General features: G+C 70.6%; 15 protein-coding genes and 2 pseudogenes. 9 read left to right on the forward strand and 8 right to left on the reverse strand.

Going from position 1 to position 18333, the window contains the following annotated elements:
- Position 1: 1 nt before the first annotated feature.
- Positions 2-1328: pseudogene (locus tag V9G19_RS08045) on the forward strand (serpin family protein).
- Positions 1329-1331: 3 nt separating this feature from the next.
- On the opposite strand, the gene V9G19_RS08050 reads toward V9G19_RS08045, so the two are convergent.
- Complete coding sequence (locus V9G19_RS08050) at positions 1332-1964, reverse strand: pentapeptide repeat-containing protein (RefSeq protein ID WP_462284936.1); 633 nt, start codon at positions 1962-1964, stop codon at positions 1332-1334.
- A gap of 45 nt (positions 1965-2009) precedes the next feature.
- On the reverse strand, positions 2010-2678 hold the full coding sequence (locus V9G19_RS08055; RefSeq protein ID WP_462284937.1) for a GntR family transcriptional regulator: 669 nt from the start codon (positions 2676-2678) through the stop codon (positions 2010-2012).
- Between the two features lie 83 nt (positions 2679-2761).
- Between V9G19_RS08055 and V9G19_RS08060 the strand changes: the two genes are divergently transcribed.
- From V9G19_RS08060 to V9G19_RS08080, 5 genes and pseudogenes are all read left to right on the forward strand, one after another.
- Positions 2762-3868 carry an Ldh family oxidoreductase gene (locus V9G19_RS08060; RefSeq protein WP_462284938.1) on the forward strand — a complete coding sequence of 369 codons (1107 nt, stop codon included), beginning with the start codon at positions 2762-2764 and terminating at the stop codon, positions 3866-3868.
- Positions 3865-4194, forward strand: a complete 330-nt coding sequence (locus V9G19_RS08065; RefSeq protein WP_462284939.1) for a putative quinol monooxygenase — start codon at positions 3865-3867, stop codon at positions 4192-4194. The genes V9G19_RS08060 and V9G19_RS08065 overlap by 4 nt, the downstream gene beginning before the upstream one ends.
- 17 nt (positions 4195-4211) lie before the next feature.
- Positions 4212-5309: an isocitrate/isopropylmalate dehydrogenase family protein gene (locus V9G19_RS08070; protein WP_462284940.1), complete on the forward strand. Its 1098-nt coding sequence runs from the start codon at positions 4212-4214 to the stop codon at positions 5307-5309.
- The gene (locus tag V9G19_RS08075; protein WP_462284941.1) at positions 5302-5736 is read left to right on the forward strand and encodes a cupin domain-containing protein; all 435 of its coding nucleotides are present in this window, start codon (positions 5302-5304) and stop codon (positions 5734-5736) included. Before V9G19_RS08070 ends, V9G19_RS08075 begins: the two co-directional genes overlap by 8 nt.
- Before the next feature lie 110 nt (positions 5737-5846).
- Positions 5847-7174 (forward strand): annotated as a pseudogene (locus V9G19_RS08080) (aldehyde dehydrogenase family protein).
- An 80-nt stretch (positions 7175-7254) separates the two neighbouring features.
- Here V9G19_RS08080 and rpe read toward each other — a convergent pair.
- Both rpe and V9G19_RS08090 read right to left on the reverse strand, forming a co-directional pair.
- Entirely contained in the window at positions 7255-7911 is a 657-nt protein-coding gene (gene rpe, locus V9G19_RS08085; RefSeq protein ID WP_462284942.1) for a ribulose-phosphate 3-epimerase, read from the reverse strand.
- A gap of 39 nt (positions 7912-7950) precedes the next feature.
- Positions 7951-9522: an RsmB/NOP family class I SAM-dependent RNA methyltransferase gene (locus V9G19_RS08090; RefSeq protein WP_462284943.1), complete on the reverse strand. Its 1572-nt coding sequence runs from the start codon at positions 9520-9522 to the stop codon at positions 7951-7953.
- A 195-nt stretch (positions 9523-9717) separates the two neighbouring features.
- Here V9G19_RS08090 and V9G19_RS08095 point away from each other — a divergent pair, with 195 nt between their 5' ends.
- From V9G19_RS08095 to V9G19_RS08105, 3 genes are all read left to right on the forward strand, one after another.
- A complete protein-coding gene (locus V9G19_RS08095; protein WP_462284944.1) occupies positions 9718-11553 on the forward strand; it encodes a feruloyl-CoA synthase in 1836 nt (611 codons plus the stop codon).
- The gene (locus V9G19_RS08100) at positions 11550-12746 is read left to right on the forward strand and encodes a thiolase family protein (RefSeq protein ID WP_462284945.1); all 1197 of its coding nucleotides are present in this window, start codon (positions 11550-11552) and stop codon (positions 12744-12746) included. Before V9G19_RS08095 ends, V9G19_RS08100 begins: the two co-directional genes overlap by 4 nt.
- 139 nt (positions 12747-12885) lie before the next feature.
- Entirely contained in the window at positions 12886-13548 is a 663-nt protein-coding gene (locus tag V9G19_RS08105) for a M15 family metallopeptidase (protein ID WP_462284946.1), read from the forward strand.
- 13 nt (positions 13549-13561) lie between these two features.
- Here the strand turns inward: V9G19_RS08105 and V9G19_RS08110 are convergent, their stop codons facing one another.
- Genes V9G19_RS08110 through V9G19_RS08125 form a run of 4 tightly spaced genes read right to left on the reverse strand, consistent with a single transcriptional unit; the run spans position 13562 to position 18309 of the window.
- The gene (locus V9G19_RS08110; RefSeq protein ID WP_462284947.1) at positions 13562-14290 is read right to left on the reverse strand and encodes an alanyl-tRNA editing protein; all 729 of its coding nucleotides are present in this window, start codon (positions 14288-14290) and stop codon (positions 13562-13564) included.
- A 10-nt stretch (positions 14291-14300) separates the two neighbouring features.
- Positions 14301-15623 carry a heterodisulfide reductase-related iron-sulfur binding cluster gene (locus V9G19_RS08115; protein ID WP_462284948.1) on the reverse strand — a complete coding sequence of 441 codons (1323 nt, stop codon included), beginning with the start codon at positions 15621-15623 and terminating at the stop codon, positions 14301-14303.
- Complete coding sequence (locus tag V9G19_RS08120; protein WP_462284949.1) at positions 15623-16831, reverse strand: FAD-binding oxidoreductase; 1209 nt, start codon at positions 16829-16831, stop codon at positions 15623-15625. The genes V9G19_RS08115 and V9G19_RS08120 overlap by 1 nt, the downstream gene beginning before the upstream one ends.
- Positions 16831-18309, reverse strand: a complete 1479-nt coding sequence (locus V9G19_RS08125; protein ID WP_462284950.1) for an FAD-linked oxidase C-terminal domain-containing protein — start codon at positions 18307-18309, stop codon at positions 16831-16833. Before V9G19_RS08125 ends, V9G19_RS08120 begins: the two co-directional genes overlap by 1 nt.
- Between the last annotated feature and the right edge of the window lie 24 nt (positions 18310-18333).

Genomic DNA, 18333 nt, shown 5'->3' on the forward strand with positions numbered 1-18333 from the left:
TATGAGCAGCTCGCCGCCGTCACCGTCTCGCCGCTCGCTCCTGCGCGGGAGCGGCCTGCTCGCCTGGTGGGCCCTCGGTGGGGTTGCGCTGTCTGGGTGCGGGGCCTCCGGGCCGGTCGGTCGGCGCGACGTCGGCGATGTCGTCAGCGCCGATGCCGCCCGCGCAACCCCGGCGGCCGGCGCGGCCGGCGCGGGAGCCGCGTCACTGCACCGGTTCTCTGCCGACCTGCTCCCCCGACTGCTCACGGGTGAACCCGGCAACTTCGCCTGCTCGCCGCTCTCCGTGGCGGTTGCGCTCGGGATGACCGCGAACGGGGCCCAGGGCCGGACGGCGAGCGAGATGCTCGGTGTCCTGCAGGTCGATTCGATCGACGCGCTCGACGAGGGCTTGGCCGGCGTTGTCGCTGCTGTCGAGGGGCTGGCGGGGAAGGGGAAGCGGGGGGACGGTACGGCATACGAGATCATTCTGGATTCGGCGAACTCACTGTGGGCACAACAGGATCTGGCGTGGGAGCAACCGTTCCTGCAGGCGCTGACGCGCTGGTTCGGCGCAGGGGTGCACACGGTGGACTACAAGAGCGCCGCTGAACAGGCGCGGGCGGCGATCAACGGGCGGACGAGCGAGCAGACACACGCCAAAATCCCGGAACTGGTTCCCCCGGGCACCATCGACGCACTCACCCGGCTGGTGCTCGTCAACGCGCTGTATCTCAAGGCCCCATGGGAGGCCGTTCACCAAAGACGCCACCCGCCCGGGCCCGTTCACTCGCGCCGACGGTTCACGCAGCGAGGTGCCGATGATGGTCACCGGGCTGCACACGGCCTACGCCGCGGGATCGGGCTGGCGGGCAACGACCTTGCCGTATGCCGGTCGCGCCCTCGCGATGACCCTGATTCTTCCGGACGACTCCAGCCCCGCCGCCGCTGCCGCCTGGTTCACGCCGGAGAACCTCGCCGCCTCGCTGACGGGTGCCGAGCAGACCCAAGTCGAGGTGCGACTGCCGCGATGGACCTTCCGTTATCCGGTCGCGCTCAAAAGCGTTCTCTCCGAAATGGGTATGCCGCTTGCCTTCACCGACGGCGCCGACTTCACCGGGATGACCCGAACCGAGCCGCTCTCGATTTCCGAAGTTCTCCACGAGACCTTCATCGCGGTCGACGAGGCGGGCACCGAGGCGGCGGCCGCGACCGCGGTGACGATGGTTGCCGGCGCCGCCCCTGCCCAGCCGGAAAAGCTCGTGTTCGACCGGCCGTTCTTCTTCGTCATCCACGACGTCGCCAATGGGGTGCCGCTCTTTGCCGGCCGGGTGGCCGAGCCGTCCGCCTGAGGATCAGCCGACGACGTCGATCCCTAAGGGGCGCAGCAAGTTTGTGGCTCCGGCGGCATCGACCCGGGCGCCGCGCACCTGGTTGTCTCGCACGTCGAAGGCGTAGTTGACGGCACCGACCAGGTCGGCTTCGCGCAGGTCCGTCCCGCCGAACGACGCGCCGACCAGATCGCACCCCGTGAAGGCCACCCGCCGCGCGACCGCCTCACCGAAGTCGGCGTCGTGCAGTCGGCAGTCCCGGAACGCCGAGCCGGTGATGTCGAGGGCTCGGAACGAGGCATAGTCGAGGCGGCAGCGCTCGAAGGCAAATGGCGGCGCCAGCGAACCGGTTTGGGCCAGAGCGAAATTCACGCCCAATAGACGGCAGTCCACGAATGCGCACTCGCTGAACCGCGCGTCGGTCACGACCGCTCGGGACAGATCGCACTCGACAAAGGCACACTCGGTGAAGGTGCATCCGCTGAGCACGCCGCCGGCCAGGACGCAGCCCTCGAACCGGCAGCCGTCGAACTCGACACCGCCGGACTCGACACCAGCGAGCAGCTCGCCCTCGGCGAGCGAGCCGGTGAACGTGCGATCAGCGGCATACGGCAGGCCGGAGAGTACATCGCATAGGCGCGGCCGGGCGGTGGGCATGGGCGCCAGTCTCGCAGCCACTGCGGGAAGCAGCCCCCTGGCTAGCTAGGCGCCCAGCCGGCGGGCAATCGAGGCGAGAGCGACCTCCCGGGCGGCCAGGACGTGCGCCTCGGCTCTCGCCCGTGCCGCCGCCGCGTCGGCCGCGGTCACCGCCGCGACGATGCCGCGGTGTTCGGCCAGGGCGGCTTCACGGCGCTCCTGCGTCTCGTTGGTGTAGCGCCGGTAGCGGGCCATCTGCACATCGACCTGGGCATGCAGGCGCCGCGCCCAGGAGTTGCCGGCGATCTCGGCGAGCGCCAGATGGATGTCGTGGCCGGCCTCGCCGGCCTGCTGCGGCAGGTCGACGAGGCGGGCGTTGCGGTCCAGCAAGCTCTCCAGGCGGGTTCGATCCGCCTGGCCGGCGACCGTTGCGGCCGATGCGGTCATCAGGCCCTCCAGGGCGGCGCGCACGGCATACAACTCCTCGATGTCGCGCGCCGAAACTCCGCGCACAACAACACCACCGGTCGGCAGTTGCTCCAGCAGGCCTTCGGCCATGAGCAGGCGGACGGCTTCGCGGTAGGGCGTGCGGCTGACCCCAAGGTCGGCCGAGAGCGCGGCCTCGTGCAGCCGCTCCCCCGGGGGCAACTCCTCGTGCAGAATCCGCCGAAGCAGCTCGGCATAGACGGCGTTGCTACCGCTCGGCCGACGCATCGGCCCGTCGACGAGTGCCATTGTCCCTCCGTTTGCATTTTTGTATACAAGTATGCTTAACTCTGTGTCAGCATTCAAGCACACCACGGGCGACAGGAGCAGGAATGAGCGCTGATGCACGCGAAGGCTTCCGGGTCGCCCCGGACGACCTCACCGCCACGATGACCGCTGTTCTGGAGGGCTTCCACGTTCCCCGGGCCGACGCCCAGCTGCTGGCCGACAGCCTGACGGTCGCCGAGTTGTGGGGTCACGCCTCGCACGGCGCGCTGCGCCTGCCCTGGTATGTCGAGCGCCTTCGCTCTGGGGCGATGCGCGCCGTCACCGAGGTCGCCACGGCCTTCGACAATGGCGCCGTCGTGGCCCTCGACGGGCAGGACGGAATCGGCCAGGTCATCACGGCGCGGATGGTCGACCTCGGCATCGAGCGGGCAAAAGCGCACGGTGTCAGCGCGATTGGTGTGCGCGGTTCGGGGCATTTCGGCACCGCCGCCTATTTCACCCGGCGCGCCGCCGAGGCCGGCTGCGTCGCCTTCCTCGCTACCAACGCGTCCCCCGCGATGGCCCCCTGGGGCGGACGGACCAAGGCGATCGGCACCAACCCCTGGTCGATTGCCGCGCCGGCCGGCAAATATGGCGTGCTCTGCATCGACCTGGCCAACACCGCGGTCGCGCGCGGCAAGATCTATCTCGCCAAGGAGCGCGGCACCGACATCCCGCAGGGATGGGCGGCCGATCAGGAGGGCAACCCCACCACCGATGCGGCGGTCGCCGTTGACGGCCTGATCATGCCGATGGCCGGGCCCAAGGGCTACGTCATCGCGTTCATGATGGATGTGCTCGCCGGGGTGCTGACCGGCGCCAACTTTGGCGCCACCGTCGCCGGCCCCTACAACCCCACCGCCCGCAGCGGAGTCGGGCACTTGCTGATCTGCATTGACGTTGCCGCACTTGGCGATCCGACGGAATACGCCGCCCGCGCCGAGCAGCTCGTCGAACAGACCCGAGGCGCTGACAAGGCGGCGTGGGCGGACGAGATCCTTGTCCCCGGCGAGTTGGAGGACCGCGCCCGCACCCGGCACGAAGCCGAGGGCATCGTGCTCGCCGACAGCACCTGGGACAGCCTCGCCGCGCTGTGCGTCGAGACCGACCTCGCACTCCCCACGTTCACCCAGGTCCGCCCGACCCCCGACACCGCAAAGGAACCGTCGTGATCGCCCTGAAAGTCACCCTTCGCGTGCGCGAGGGGGCGCTTGAGCCCTTCCTCGCCGCAATCACCACAAACGCCGCGCGCAGCATCGCCGACGAGCCCGGCTGCCGGCAGTTCGACATCGTTCAGGCGCATGACGATCCGCACGACTTCGTGCTCTACGAGCGATACGACGACCTGGATGCGTTCGCCGCGCACAAGGCGGCCCCGCACTTTGCCGTATGGCGCGAAGCCGCCGCCGCCTATCTCGTGCCCGGCTCGCAGCTCAACACTCTCGGCGATGTCATCGCCCATCACACCGACGGGCAGACCGCCGACGAGAACCGCTGAGCGAGAGGGAAACCGAGATGAAGATCCTCGTCCTCCCCGGTGACGGTATCGGGCCGGAGATCACCGCGGCCACGGTGGCCGTGCTGGAAGCCGCCGACGCGGCATACGGGCTCGGGCTTGAGTTGGAAACCCGGGACATCGGCTTGGCGAGCCTCCCGACGCTCGGCACGACGATGCCCCAGGAGGCACTCGACCGGGTGCGTGAAGTCGACGCTACCGTGCTCGGGCCGGTCTCGCACTACGAGTACCCACCGCGCGCAGAGGGCGGCATCAATCCGTCTGCCGCGTTGCGGGCGACCTACCAACTGCACGCCAATGTGCGCCCGTGCCGCTCGGTCGCCGATCTGTCCGTGCTGCGCACCCCGATGGACCTGATCATGGTGCGGGAGAACACCGAAGGCTTCTACAGTGACCGGTCGATGGTCGCGGGAACCGGCGAATTCATGCCCGACGCCGACACCGCCTTGTCGGTCCGCAAGATCACCCGGCGGGCAAGCACCGAGGCCGCTCGGGCCGCCTTCGAGCTGGCCATGACGCGGCGCAAGCGGGTCACGGCGGTGCACAAGGCCAATGTCCTGAAGCTGTCCGACGGCCTGTTCTTGGAATCGGTCCGCGCGGTCGCTGCCGACTTCCCGCAGGTGGAGTTGCGCGAGTTGATCGTTGACGGGGCCTCGGCCCGATTGATCCGCGCCCCAGGCGATTTCGACGTCATCGTGACGACGAATATGTTCGGCGACATCCTGTCCGATGAGGCCAGCGAGCTGTGCGGCAGCCTCGGCCTCGGCGGCTCGATCAACATCAGCCGCGAGGTCTGCGTCGCCCAGGCCCAGCACGGTTCCGCTCCGGACATCGCCGGCCAGGGCATCGCCAACCCGGTCTCGCTGATCCGCTCTGCGGCGATGATGCTCGATTGGCTCGGCCGCCGCCACGACAGCGAGGCCTATGCCGCAGCCGCCGCGGCCATCGAAGTGGCTGTCGATCGCGTGATCGCCGATCCCACCACCCGAACGCCCGATCTCGGCGGCACGCTGACCACCGCGCAGGTCACCGCGGCCATCCTGGCCGGGCTGACCACGACCACCATCCCACCCACGAATGAGGCCACCGATGACTGACCAGCCCGCCGCCCCCACCCTGCTGATCCACCCCGACCAGGTCGAGCCGTTCGACCGCGGTAACGGGGTGCGCACGATCCCCTACGTCGGCAAGTGGAACTGCGAAACCAACTGCGTCACAACCGGACAGACCCAGTTCGCTGAAGGCACGGGGCTGCCGCTGCATACGCACAATGTCGAGGAGTCCGTCCTCATCCTCGAAGGTGACGCCGTCGCCGAGGTCGACGGGCAAACCTTCGACCTCGTCGCCGGTGACGCCACCTGGGTGCCGGCCGGCATCCCACACCGGTTCTACAACCGCGGCAGCGGGACAATGCGCATCTACTGGGTCTACGGCGGGCGCGACGTCACCCGGACGATCGTCGCGACCGGCGAGACCTTTGAGCATCTCTCGGAGAGCGACCGTGGCGGGCTGAGCACACCATGACCACCGAGCGCCCAATGACCACCGAGCGCCCAATGACCACCGAGCGCCCAATGACCCAGATCGTCACGATCAATCCGGCAACGGGCGAGCACCTCGGTGCGTATGCCGCGATGTCCGACTCCGACGTCGAGGCCACCGTGGCTGCGGCGGTCGAGGCGCAATCCGGATGGGGGGCGACCGCGCCCGCGCACCGCGCGGAGCGTCTGCTTGCCCTGGCGGCCGCCCTGCGCGAACAGGCCGAGCCGCTGGCCGTCCTCGCGACGGCCGAGATGGGCAAGCCGCTCGCCGAGAGTCGCGGTGAGGTGGGAAAGTCGGCCGTGACCGCCGAGTACTACGCCGCCGCCGGACCGGGGCTGCTCGCCGATACTCCCGTGGAGATCGACGGTCCGGCTGGCATCAGCGCGTGGGTGGCTCAGGAGCCGGTCGGGGTGGTCCTCGGTGTCATGCCCTGGAACTTCCCGATCTGGCAGGTCATGCGCGCCGCCATCCCGATCGTCATGGCGGGCAACGCTTTTGTGCTCAAGCACTCCCCCAATGTCACCGGATCCGCGCTGGCGCTCGGCGAACTCTTCGTCGCCGCCGGCTTCCCCCGGGGCTGGTCGGGGTCCTCGTCGTCGATGAGCCGGCTGTCCCGGCGACGATCGATGCGCTGATCGCCGACCCGCGCATCGCCGCGGTGACCCTGACCGGCTCCAACCGCGCCGGCGAGGCCGTCGGGGCCGCGGCCGGCCGGGCCAGCAAGCCGTCGGTGCTCGAACTCGGCGGCTCGGATGCGTTCGTCGTGCTCGACGACGCCGACGTCGAGGCGGCCGCCGCCGCTGCAGTCAAGGCCCGCTTCCACAACGCCGGTCAGAGCTGCGTGTGCGCGAAGCGGTTCATCGTCGGCGCCGCTGTCGCCGACCGGTTCACCGAGTTATTCGTCGCTGGCACAAGCGCTCTCGTCCTCGGAGACCCGACCGACCCGGCGACCCAGGTTGGGCCGATGGCGCGTGCCGACCTGCGTGACGGCATACAGTCACAGGTTGATCGCTCGGTCGCGAGCGGCGCGAGGCTGGTCCTCGGTGGCCACGCCGTCACCGGCGACGGCTACTTCTATCAGCCGACGGTGCTGACCGGCGTCGCTCCCGGCATGGCCGCGTTCGACGAGGAGACCTTCGGTCCGGTCGCCGCGATCGCGGTCGCCCGCGACGACGATCACGCGGCCGAGCTGGCCAATGCCAGCGATTATGGCCTCGGCCTGTCGGTGTGGAGCCGCTCCCCCGAGCACGCGGTCGCCGTCGCGCGCCGGATCACCAGCGGCGCGGCGTTCGTCAACGCCGTGGTCGCCAGCGACCCACGGGTTCCTTTCGGCGGCACCAAACGCAGCGGGTATGGCCGCGAACTCGCCGACCTCGGCCTGCTCGCCTTCACCAACACCCGCACCTTCTGGGTCGCCTGAACCCGTCCAGTTCTCGGATCGTGTAGGTCATCGGCCGCCCTGGCGACCAAAGACCTACACGATCTCGCGTTCTCCCGGGCTCAGTGCTGGTGCGCGGCAACGAGCGCGCGCAGCTTATCGACGTTCCCCGCCGCGTCGTCGGCGTTGTAGACCGCCGAACCGGCAACGAACACATCCGCCCCGGCCTCGGCGCACTGCTCGATCGTCGAGGCGCTGACGCCGCCGTCGACCTGGATCCACACCTCGCCGCCATACCGGCGCACCGACTCGCGCACCGCGCGGACCTTGGGCATCTGGTCGGCCATGAACGCCTGCCCGCCGAACCCGGGCTCGACGGTCATCACCAACACCATGTCCAGCTCGGGCAGCAGCTCCGCATACGGCTCCCACGGCGTCTTCGGCTTCAGCGCCATCGAGGCGCGCGCGCCGAGCGCCCGCAGGTTGCGCGCCAGCGTTTTCGGATCAGCAGCGGCCTCGATGTGGAAGGTCACCGACTTGGCGCCCAGTTCGGCATACATCGGCGCCCAGCGGTCGGGGTCCTCGATCATCAGGTGGGTGTCGATGGGGACCGGGCTGACCTCGACGAGACGCTCGACGACGGGCAAGCCGATGGTCAGGTTCGGCACGAAATGGCCGTCCATGACATCGACATGCGCCCAGTCGGCGCTCGCGATGGCGTCCAGCTCCTCCTCCAGGTTGGCAAAGTCGGCGGACAGGATGCTCGGCGAGATCAGCACGTCCCCCAGCCTAGACAGCCGCCGCCCGGGACCGTAGCCTCACGACCGCTTGCGCAGCAGCGCGAGGAACATCGCGTCGGTGTCGTGCACGTGCGGCCACAGCTGCACCGCCGGCCCCGGACCGAGCAGGTCCGCCCATCCGGTCGTGACGGCAGCGACGGCCTCCCGCGCGTCAACTTCAATGACGTCCGGGTGCCGCCTGAGCACATCGGCGACCACGAAGCCGGTCTCGGCCAGGTGCGGGCTGCACGTCGCGTAGGCCGCGACGCCCCCCGGAGCGAGCGCGGTCAGCGCGCTGTCGAGCAGCTCGTGCTGCAGTTGGCCGAGCGCGCTCAGATCGGCCGGGGTGCGTCGCCACCGCGCCTCCGGCCGCCGCCGCAGCGCACCGAGGCCGGTGCACGGGGCGTCGATCAACACCCGGTCGTATGCCGCGGGCTCCTCCCCCCCGAGCAGCCGGCCGTCGCGGGTGCGCACCTCCAGGTCGAGACCCGCGGCCGCCGCGCGCTCCACCGCCGGGATGAGGGTCTGGGCGACGAGCTGGGCGCGGTGCGGGGCGATCTCGTTGGCGACCAGGTCGGCGCCGCGCTCGATCGCCAGCGCGGCCAGCAGCCCGGCCTTGCCGCCCGGCCCGGCGCACAGGTCGAGCCAGCGTTCGCGCCCGCCCGGTCCGCTTCCCGCGGTGTCGCCCCGGGGGAGCGCCGCGAGCGCCAGGGCGACGACCTGGGAGCCGGCGTCCTGGACCGCGGCCCGGCCGGTGCGGACGGCAGCGAGGCCGCCGGGATCGCCGCCGGCCAGTAGCACGGCCGTCGGCACATGGGGATGCTGGCGCGCTCCGGCGCTCTCGAGATCGGCCAGCGTCGACAACCCCGGACGGGCGACGAGCGTGACCTCGCCCGGTGAATTGTCGGCGGCGAGCAGGGCGGCCAGCTCGGCATCGACGGTCTGCGGCGTGGCGCGGTCGTGGCCGAGCAGCGCCTGCCGCAGGGCCTTGGCGATCCACTCGGGGTGGGAGTGCTCGATCGCCAAGGCGGTGGTCACGTCGGCGTCGCTAGGAATGATCCGGGTCAGCCAGGTGGCCAGATCGGCCTCGGTGACCCGCCGCAACACCGCATTGACGAGCCCGGCCGCGCCGGCGCCGTTGACCTGGCGGGCCAGGGCGACGCTCTCGTCGGCGGCGGCGTGCGGCGGCACCCGCATGGACAGGACCTGGTGCAGCCCCAGCCGCAGCGTGTCGAGCACCCCACCGTCGATCCGCGTGATCGGCCGGTCCGCCGCGATCGCAATGATCCGGTCATAGACGCCGCGCATCCGCGTCGCGCCATAGGTCAACTCGGTGGCGAAGGCCGCATCCCGTCCGCGCAACCGGCGCCGGCGCAACTCGCCCGGCAACTCGAGGTTGGCATAGCCGCCGTCGGCGACGGCCCGCATCACGGTGTATGCCGCCAGCCGCGGGGGATCTCCCGCCCGTCCCCGCTCGGCTGGCCGGCTCGCCGAACGCCCGCGCGGTCCGGCGCGCTGCGGGCGCCCGCGCTGCTCCCCCGGCTCGCCCCGCCCACGCGCTTGACCCGACTCGCGCCGCTCGCGGCCGGGCCGCCTCGGGCCATCGCTCACGAGCGGTGAGTCTACGCGCGGCTCAGCCGGCGGCGGGCGCGGTCGTCGACGAATCCCCGTCCCCAATCGGTCCACATGTTGATGACGTGCCCTTGACGATTTGTAGACCATTGTGGTGGCATGTTGCCCTTGGCGCCGACTTCGCCTGTAGGGGCGCGGTGTCGTCGCGATGCCCGTCAGGAGCAGGAGATCACCGTGGACCATGCTGCCCTCTTTGCCACTCCGGATGTCTCTCGCGAGCACCGGCCGGACGGCAGCATTTTGCTTCGCGCCACCACACCCCTCGGCGACCACCCGCCCTCGGTGCTGCATGATCTGCGACGGTGGGCGCTCGAGGCGCCCGACCATCTCCTCGCCGCCGAGCGCGAGCCCGGGAACGGGCAGTGGCAATCGGTCACCTACGCCGAGGCGGATGCTGCCGCGCGCTCAATCGGCGAGGCGCTACTGGAGTTGGGCCTGACGCCCGAGCGTCCCCTGCTCATCCCCTCAGGCAACTCCGTCGGCCATCTGCTGATGACTCTCGGCGCCCTGACCGCGGGCATCCCGGCCGTCCCCATCAGCGTCGCCTACTCCCTGCTCTCCCACGATCACGCCCGGGTCCGGGAGGTGACCGAACTGACCACGCCGGGCGCGGTCTACGTCGAGGACGGCGCCCAGTTCGCCTCCGCCCTGGCCGCAATCGCCGACATCGACGACTCCATCCCCGTGATCGCCAAGACCAACGTCCCTGACGGAGCCCGAAGCCTGGAGGAACTACGCGCGACCACGCCGACCACGCGGGTCGAGGACGCGTATGCCGCCATCGACGCCGAAACCGTGGCCAAGATCCTGCTCACCTCCGGGTCGACCGGGGTTCCGAAGGGCGTTCTCAACACGCACGGAATGTGGGCCGCCGACCAGCGCGGGATGCAGCACGCCTGGCCCTTCCTCACCCAGGAGCAGCCGGTCATCGTCGACTGGCTGCCGTGGAGCCACACCTTCGGCGGCAACCACAACGTCGGCATGGTCATCACAAACGGCGGCAGCCTCTATATCGACGCCGGGCGTCCGGCTCCCGGGCTGTTCGACCAGACGCTCGCTAATCTCGCCGAGATCAAGCCGACCATCTGCTTCAACGTTCCGGCCGGATACGCCCTCCTGGTCAGCGCGCTCGAAGGGGACGAGGGCCTGGCGCAGGCCTTCTTCTCCCGGCTTCGGTTGGTGTTCAACGCCGCGGCGGCGCTCCCCGCAGCGGTGCGCGAGCGCTTGGTCGGGGTCTCCGAGCGCACCCTCGGCCGACCTGCGGTGATCACCGGGTCATGGGGGCTGACCGAGACCGCGCCGGCCGTGACCACGGCGCACTTCCCGTTCACCGACTCCCGGTGCATCGGGGTGCCCCTTCCCGGGACCGAACTGCTGCTCGTGCCCTGCGACGAGGACGCGTATGAGGCGCGCGTGCGCGGCTCGATCGTCACGCCGGGCTATCTCCGGCGCCCGGATGCGACCACGGAAGCCTTCGATGACGAGGGCTTCTATCGCACCGGCGACGCCGTCTCGCTGATCGATGAGGCCGACCCCAGCCGGGGAGTCGCCTTCCGCGGCCGGGTCGCCGAGGATTTCAAGCTCACGACCGGCACCTTCGTGCGGGTCGGCGCGGTGCGCACCAACTTGCTCTCGGCGCTCCCGGTGCTCACCGACGCCGTCATCGCCGGGGAGGGCTTTGACCGGGTCTGCGCACTGGCGTGGCTCAACGTCGCCGAGGCGACCAAGATCCTCGGCCGGGAGCCGATCGCGGACGGGGCGGTCTATGCCGACCCGGAGTTGGCGGCGTGGGTCGGCAAGCGGGCCGATTCCGACCCGAGCCTCGGGTCTTCCGACCGGATCCGGCGGCTGATCTTGATGACAACGCCGGCCGATCTGGACGCCGGTGAGATCACCGACAAGGGCTACGTCAATCAGCGCCGGGTGCTCGCCCTGCGGGCCGAACTCGTCGAGCGACTATTCGCCGCCGAGCCGGACCCGGCTGTCATTGTGACTGGAGGAAGAAAGTGAAAGGTTTCTCGTATGGCGATTCGGCCTTCCCCGCAGGCGCGGTGTGGAGTTCGCCGTTCGCCAAGTGGCAGGGTTCGCTCGCCGAGATCAGCAGCCTGGACGTCGCGGAGGCGGTGACCGGCCGGGCGCTGCGCGATCGCGGGATCGACTCCGCCGCGCTCGACGGGTTGGTGCTCGGCTGGTCGGTTCCGTCCAAACAGATCTTCTATGGCGCTCCCTGGCTGGCAGCGCGCCTGGGAGCGCCGCACCTGACCGGTCCGATGATCAGCCAGGCGTGCGCGACATCGGTCGCCGCGGTCCACGCGGCGGCGGCGACCGTCTCGTGCGGTGGCGGCCCGCAACTCGTCGTCGCGACCGACCGGACGAGCAACGGCCCCACGCTGTTCTATCCCCAGCCCTCGGCCCAAGGTGGCGCCGCCGCCACCACGCACTGGGTGCTGGATTCCTTTGCGAGCGACCCGGGAACGGGTAAGGGCATGCTCGCCACGGCGGACCTGGTCGCGCGTGACAACGGGTTTACCCGCGAGCAGGCCGACGAGGTCAAGGTGCTGCGCTGGGAGCAATACGCCAGTGCCCTCGCCGACGACCGGGCCTTCCAACGCCGCTATGTCGTCCCGATCGAAATCGGCCAGGGCAAGCGCGCCGTGGTGCTCGAGGAGGACGAGGGGGTACGCCCGATCCAGGCGGCGGCCCTGGCCGGGCTGCGCCCGGTCGACCCCGAGGGGATTCATACCTTCGGCACGCAAACCCATCCCGCGGACGGCTGCGCCGGCGCCGTCGTCGCCACCGTCGACGCAGCCCGCGAAATCTCCCGCGGCGCCGGAATCGTGCGCCTTCTCGCGTCCGGCACCGGGCGGGTCGGGCCCTCCCGGATGCCGGAGGCCCCGGTGCCGGCGGCCAAGGCTGCCCTGGATGCCGCCGGGCTCGGCTTCGACGATGTCGACCTGGTCACCACGCACAACCCGTTCGCGGTCAACGACCTGTACTTCGCCAAGGAGACCGGTATTCCGTTGGACAAGATGAACGTTCGTGGATGCAGCCTGATCTTCGGCCACCCGCAAGGCCCCACCGGGCTGCGCTCGATCGCCGAACTGACCGAGGAGTTGCGCGTTCGCGGCGGCGGCGTGGGCCTGTTCACCGGATGCGCCGCCGGCGACAGTGGGATGGCGCTGGTGGTGCGGGTCGAGGACTGACCCACGACGACGGCGTCCGCTCGTTGCGAGCGGGCGCCGGGCCGACACGCCGGAGAAGGGGGAGACTCGGTAACATACTCGGTATACACTCGACACTGGACGCCGTCGGCCGACGGCCGGCCCGAGACGAGGATGACCGATGACGACGACCAGCCAGCCGATGCGCACCCGTCCACCGGCGCCCTCCGAGCCGCCCCGTTCCCGGCCCCCGATGACCTTCGGCCGGCCCCGGCGCCGGCGAGTCAACGGCCGCGCCATCGGGCTCGCCGCGTCCATTGCCGTGCCCGTGGCCCTGACCGTCGGCATTGGCGCGAGCGTCATCCACGGCTACCGCGAGCACACCCGGGCGGCCGCGGAGCCAGCCAACGCGGCCCCCACGCCGCCCGCGGACCAGGGGGAGCACGCCCCCACCGGCCCGGACGTGGGAACCGACGGCCTGACCGCACCGATGGTCCGCGCGATCACCCGGGCCCGCTCGGCCGCGAGCCCCAACGGGATCACGATCGACATCGTGTCGGGCAAGCGCACCGCGGCCACCCAACAGCAGCTGTTCGACAAGGCCGTGATCAAGTACGGCAGCCCGCAGGAGGCCAGCCGCTGGGTGCTGTCGCCGGACAAGTCCGCGCACGTCACCGGGGAGGCCGTCGATATCGGCCCGTATGCCGCGGCCCAGTGGCTGGAGCAGAACGGCGTGAAGTTCGGCCTGTGCCGGCGCTACCAGAACGAGTACTGGCACTTCGAACTGCTCGCCCCGGCCAAGGGCCAGGCCTGCCCCGCGCTCGAGCCGGACGCCTCCGGCTAGGTGAGACTCCGCTTTAGCCGAGGTCGGCCAGGCGGATACGCAGCCGGCGGAAGCCGCGACCCTTGTTCTCGATCTTGGCCACCTCGATCCGCCCGATCTGCGCCGTCGAGGCCACGTGGGTGCCGCCGTCGGCCTGCGTGTCCAGGCCGGCGATGTCGACGATCCGCACGATCTCGACGTCGTCCGGAATGAGGTTGGTGGCGGTGCGGATGATGTCGGGGATCGCGAACGCTTCTGCTCGCGGCAGCATACTGACCGTGATCGCCCCGTCGGCGGCCACCTCGGCCGCGCACGCCGCCTCGATCGTCTCCTTGAACCCGGCGGGCACCTGCGGGAGGTTGAAGTCCATCCGCGCCGAGCCCGGTTCCATATTGCTGCCGGTGACCAACGAGCCGTGGTCGCGGAAAACGACCCCGGAGAGCAGGTGCAGTGCCGAGTGCGTCCGCATGAGAGCGCTTCGCCGCGCATCCTCGATCGCGCCGCGCACCCGCATTCCGGGAGCGGGCAGCGGATCGCCCTGCGCAGCAACGAGATAGATGTCATCACCCTTGCGCGCGCCGACGATTCGCGTCTCGACACCGCCCCAGAGCAGCACCCCATGATCGGGAGGTTGGCCCCCTCCGCCGGGATAGAACGCGGAGCGGTCGAGCACGATCTCGCCGTCCTCGGCGGCGAGGACGACCGCGTCCCACTCGCGCAGCGCTTGATCGGCCAGGTCGAGGCGGTCGGTGCGGTGGGCCATGGTTGCGACGCTAGCGCAACGGCGTGCCGTTGATCGCCGCGTCGAGTACCTGCGCGGTGTGCGCCAGCTGCACCTGACCCCCGGCCTGCTCGACCGCCGCCGCGATCTGCAGCAGGCAGCCCGGGTTAGCGGTCACCAGCAGCTCGGCCCCGCTCGCCAGGACCGCGGCCGCCTTGGCGGCGCCCAATTCCGCGGCCGGCTCGGGGTTGAGGACGTTATAGATTCCTGCGCTCCCGCAACAGATTTCGGCGTCCGCAAGCTCACGCAGCTCCAATTCCGGTATGCCGCGCAGCAACTCCCGCGGCTGGCTGCGGACCCGCTGGGCGTGCCCGAGATGGCAGGCGTCGTGATAGGCCGCGACAAGCGGCAGCCGGCGGCGCGGCGCCACCGGGCCGATCTCGGTCAGGAACTCGGCCAGGTCACGGACGCGAGCCGAAAACGCCTGGGCGCGTGCGGCATACGCGGGATCATCGGCAAGCAGGCGGCCATATTCCTTCATCGCCGACCCACAACCCGCGGCGTTGACGATTGTCGGCACGTCGCCGGCGAAGGTGTCGATGAGGTCGCGGGCGAAGCGGCGGGCTTCCTCCCGGCGGCCGGCGTGGCCGCTCAGCGCGCCGCAGCAGCCTTGACCCGCCGGGATTCGCACCTCGCAGCCCTCGGCAGCCAGGACGCGCGCGGTGGCTGCGTTGACACCGGGGAAGAAGACCGACTGGACGCAGCCGGTGAGCATGATGACCTCGGCACGAGGGGTGCCGAGGGCAGCCACCCGGGTTGGGAGCGCCCCCGCGTCGCCGAGACGAGGCGCCAACCGGGTGAGTGCAGCCAGCTGCGGGGCGAGCCGGTTGAGCACGGTGCTCGCCGCCCGATCGAGCCCCATCCGTTGGGCGAGGTGGAGCGGGCCGCGGGTCAGGAGCAGCCGCCGCGGATAAGGGAAGAGCGCAAAGATCGCCTCGCGCAGTGCGCGATCGGCGCGCGAGCGCGGGTAACGACGTTCGATCTGGCCGCGGGTCGCCTCGAGGAGTTCGTCGTAGTGCACGCCGGACGGGCAGGCGGTCAGGCACGCCATACAGCCGAGGCAGGCGTCGATGTGGCCGACCATCGCGTCGGTGAGCGGTGCACCCTCCAATCCCGTTTTGATCAGGTGGATCCGGCCACGGGGGCTGTCCATTTCCTCGCCCCACAGGCGATAGGTCGGGCAGGTCGGCAGGCAGAAGCCGCAGTGAACGCAATCATCAACCAGCGCCGCGTCGGGCGGATTGTTGTGGTCGAAGGCCGGTTCTGCGGGCCCGGTCGCTCCCGTGGCGGCGAAGTGGATTGGTTTGTGTCCCATCAGATTCCTCCGACGAAGCGGCCCGGCGACAAGATTCGGCGCGGATCGAACTCGGCCTTAACACGACGCATCAGGTCGATTGCGGGGATTGAGCCCCAGCGGTCCACGCCCGGCAGCGCCGGTCCGTCGAGCAGCACCAGGCTGCCGCCTTGCCTCACACAGTGTTCCCGCAGCCGCGGCAGCGCCGCAATCGCCTCCTCGGGCCCGGTCGCGTGCAGCACGCCAGCCGCGGCAGACCCGGTGACCGTCAGGCCCGCCTGCCGGCACCGGGCCAGCAGCTCCGGAACGGCGGTGCGTAGGACAGCGAGTTTGACCGCTAGCGCCCCGGGCCCGCCCGCCTGCCAGGGGAATTGGTCGACCCAGTCCGGCTCTCCCAACGACAGCGGCGAGAGCAGCTGACCGCAGGCCGTGGCGAGGTCGTCGGCGCGTCGCGCAACCCCGGCCTCGGTCCCCGCGAGCAACACTGCCAGGTCCACGTGCGCCGCTCCCGGCTCGACCCGGACCTCCACCGCGGACGGGGCGATCTGGATCTCGTCAAGGAGCCCGAGGACCTGGCCGAGTTCGTCGGCCGACACCGCGCCGCACAGCCAGCTGCGTTGCGCCGGAATGGGATGCAGCCGGAAGGTCGCTTCGGTGATCAGCCCGAGCGTCCCGAAGGAACCGACGAGCAGCTTGCCGAGGTCATCGCCGGCGACATTCTTGACCACCTTGCCGCCGGCCTTGGCAATCGTCCCGTCGGCGCGAACCATGGTGATGCCGATGAGCAGGTCGCGAGCGGGGCCAGCGTGCGCGCGTCGTGGCCCGTTGGCGTTGGTGGCGAGCACGCCCCCAATGGTGGCTCCACTCACCATGACATCGAGGAGCAGCCGCTGATTCGCCTCCCCCAGAACGCGGTTGACCGCGGCAACGGTGCAGCCCGACTGCACCGTCGCGACCAGATCGCCGCGGACGTGCTCGATGATGCTGTCGAGACCGGTGGTCTCGCAGATGACGTCGAGCCGCTCGGGCGGATTGCCCCACGTGAGCTTGGTCCCACTCCCGCGAGGCGTGAGCGCCCAGTCCTGCTCGTGGCAGCGGGCGAGCAACGCGCCCGCCTCGGCCGTGCTTGCCGGGGTGGCGACGACACGGGCCGGCATGGTGCCGACGGTGTCGCTGGGGGCGGCGGGCCGCACCCGGCATACGGACGAAAGGGTGAGCGGATCGATCATCAGAACACCTCGGCGACCCCGGCCTCGGCGAGCGGATGCACCCCGCGATGGAAGCCCGGCACCTCGCCGCACAACCGCGGTGTCGGATAGATCTTGCCCGGGTTGGCCAAATGGTCGGGATCGAAGGCGCACTTGACCAGCTGCATGGTGTCCAGGTCCTCGGCAGTGAACATCTTGGGCAGGTATGCCGCCTTGTCGGCGCCGACGCCGTGCTCGCCGGTGATCGATCCGCCCGCGGCGAGACAGAGATCGAGGATCGCGCCCGAGAATTCCTCGGCCAGCTCGGTCTGGCCGGGCACCGAGGAGTCGAACAGCACGAGCGGGTGTAGGTTGCCGTCGCCGGCGTGGAAGACGTTGGCGATCCGCAGGCCGCGCTCCTCGCTCAGGGCGGCGAGATCGCGCAGGACCGCCGGGAGCGCGGTGCGGGGCACGACGCCATCCTGGACGAGGTAGTCGGGGCTGATTCGGCCCACCGCCGCAAAGGCCGACTTGCGCCCCCGCCAGATCGCTGCCCGGTCGGCCGGATCGGTCGCCAACCGGATCTCGAAGGCCCCCGACTGCTCACAAATCTCTTGCACTGCAGCGAGTTCCGCGTCGACTTCGGCGGTCGGACCGTCCACTTCGACGACAAGCACGGCCCCGGCGCCGGCGGGATAACCGCACGCGACCGCGGCCTCGGCGGCCTCGATGGCCAGGGCGTCCATGATTTCGATCGCGGCCGGGACCACGCCGGCGGCGATGATCGCGCTGGTCGCCGCGCCCGCGTCGTCGGTGTGGCGGAAGCCGGCCAGAACGGTGCGCACGTCCTCGGGGAGGCGGGTGAGGCGGACCGTCGCCGCGGTCGCGACGCCGAGCGTTCCCTCGGAGCCGACGAACGCCCCGACGAGGTCGTAGCCGGGCGCATCGGCGGCCGCCGTGCCCAGGCTCACCTGCTCGCCCGCAGCCGTGACGATGTCGAGGGCGAGCACGTGGTGAGAGGTGAACCCGTATTTCAGGCAGTGGGCGCCGCCGGAGTTCTCGGCGACATTGCCGCCGATCGAGCAGATCTGCTGGCTGGAGGGGTCGGGGGCGAAGTAGTAGCCCCCCGGCGTGGCCGCCCGGGTCAGCTCGAGGTTGACCACGCCGGGCTCGACGACGGCGCGGGCGTTGCCGGTGTCAAGGGAGCGGATTGCCTGCATGCGCGAGGTCACCACGAGCACCCCGTCGGCATGGGGCAACGCGCCGCCCGACAGGCCGGTCCCCGACCCGCGAGCGACGAACGGCACGCCGTTCTCGGCACAGGCCCGCACCGTGTCGGCGACATCGCCGGCGCTCTCGGCGAGCACGACCAGGCCTGGTGTCACCCGGTAGGCGGCGAGGCCGTCGCACTCGTAGGTCGCCAGCTCGGCGGGGTCGTCGATCACCGCGCCGGCTCGGAAGCGGCCGCGCAACTGCGCGGTCACGCGGGCCAGTGCTTTGGTGCCGGCGGCGGCGGTCATACCCTCGACCCAACCCGATCGGGG

It is taken from the genome of Nostocoides sp. (assembly GCF_037045025.1).
GTDB lineage: Bacteria > Actinomycetota > Actinomycetes > Actinomycetales > Dermatophilaceae > Nostocoides_A.

Excerpts from the sequence above, each read along its gene's own strand:
- V9G19_RS08070 (WP_462284940.1), top strand. The coding sequence starts at position 4,212 with ATGAAGATCCTCGTCCTCCCCGGTGACGGTATCGGGCCGGAGATCACC.
- V9G19_RS08105 (WP_462284946.1), top strand. The coding sequence starts at position 12,886 with ATGACGACGACCAGCCAGCCGATGCGCACCCGTCCACCGGCGCCCTCC.
- V9G19_RS08125 (WP_462284950.1), bottom strand. The coding sequence starts at position 18,309 with ATGACCGCCGCCGCCGGCACCAAAGCACTGGCCCGCGTGACCGCGCAG.
- V9G19_RS08060 (WP_462284938.1), top strand. The coding sequence starts at position 2,762 with ATGAGCGCTGATGCACGCGAAGGCTTCCGGGTCGCCCCGGACGACCTC.
- V9G19_RS08075 (WP_462284941.1), top strand. The coding sequence starts at position 5,302 with ATGACTGACCAGCCCGCCGCCCCCACCCTGCTGATCCACCCCGACCAG.
- V9G19_RS08120 (WP_462284949.1), bottom strand. The coding sequence starts at position 16,831 with ATGATCGATCCGCTCACCCTTTCGTCCGTATGCCGGGTGCGGCCCGCC.
- V9G19_RS08110 (WP_462284947.1), bottom strand. The coding sequence starts at position 14,290 with ATGGCCCACCGCACCGACCGCCTCGACCTGGCCGATCAAGCGCTGCGC.
- V9G19_RS08055 (WP_462284937.1), bottom strand. The coding sequence starts at position 2,678 with ATGGCACTCGTCGACGGGCCGATGCGTCGGCCGAGCGGTAGCAACGCC.
- V9G19_RS08115 (WP_462284948.1), bottom strand. The coding sequence starts at position 15,623 with ATGGGACACAAACCAATCCACTTCGCCGCCACGGGAGCGACCGGGCCC.
- V9G19_RS08050 (WP_462284936.1), bottom strand. The coding sequence starts at position 1,964 with ATGCCCACCGCCCGGCCGCGCCTATGCGATGTACTCTCCGGCCTGCCG.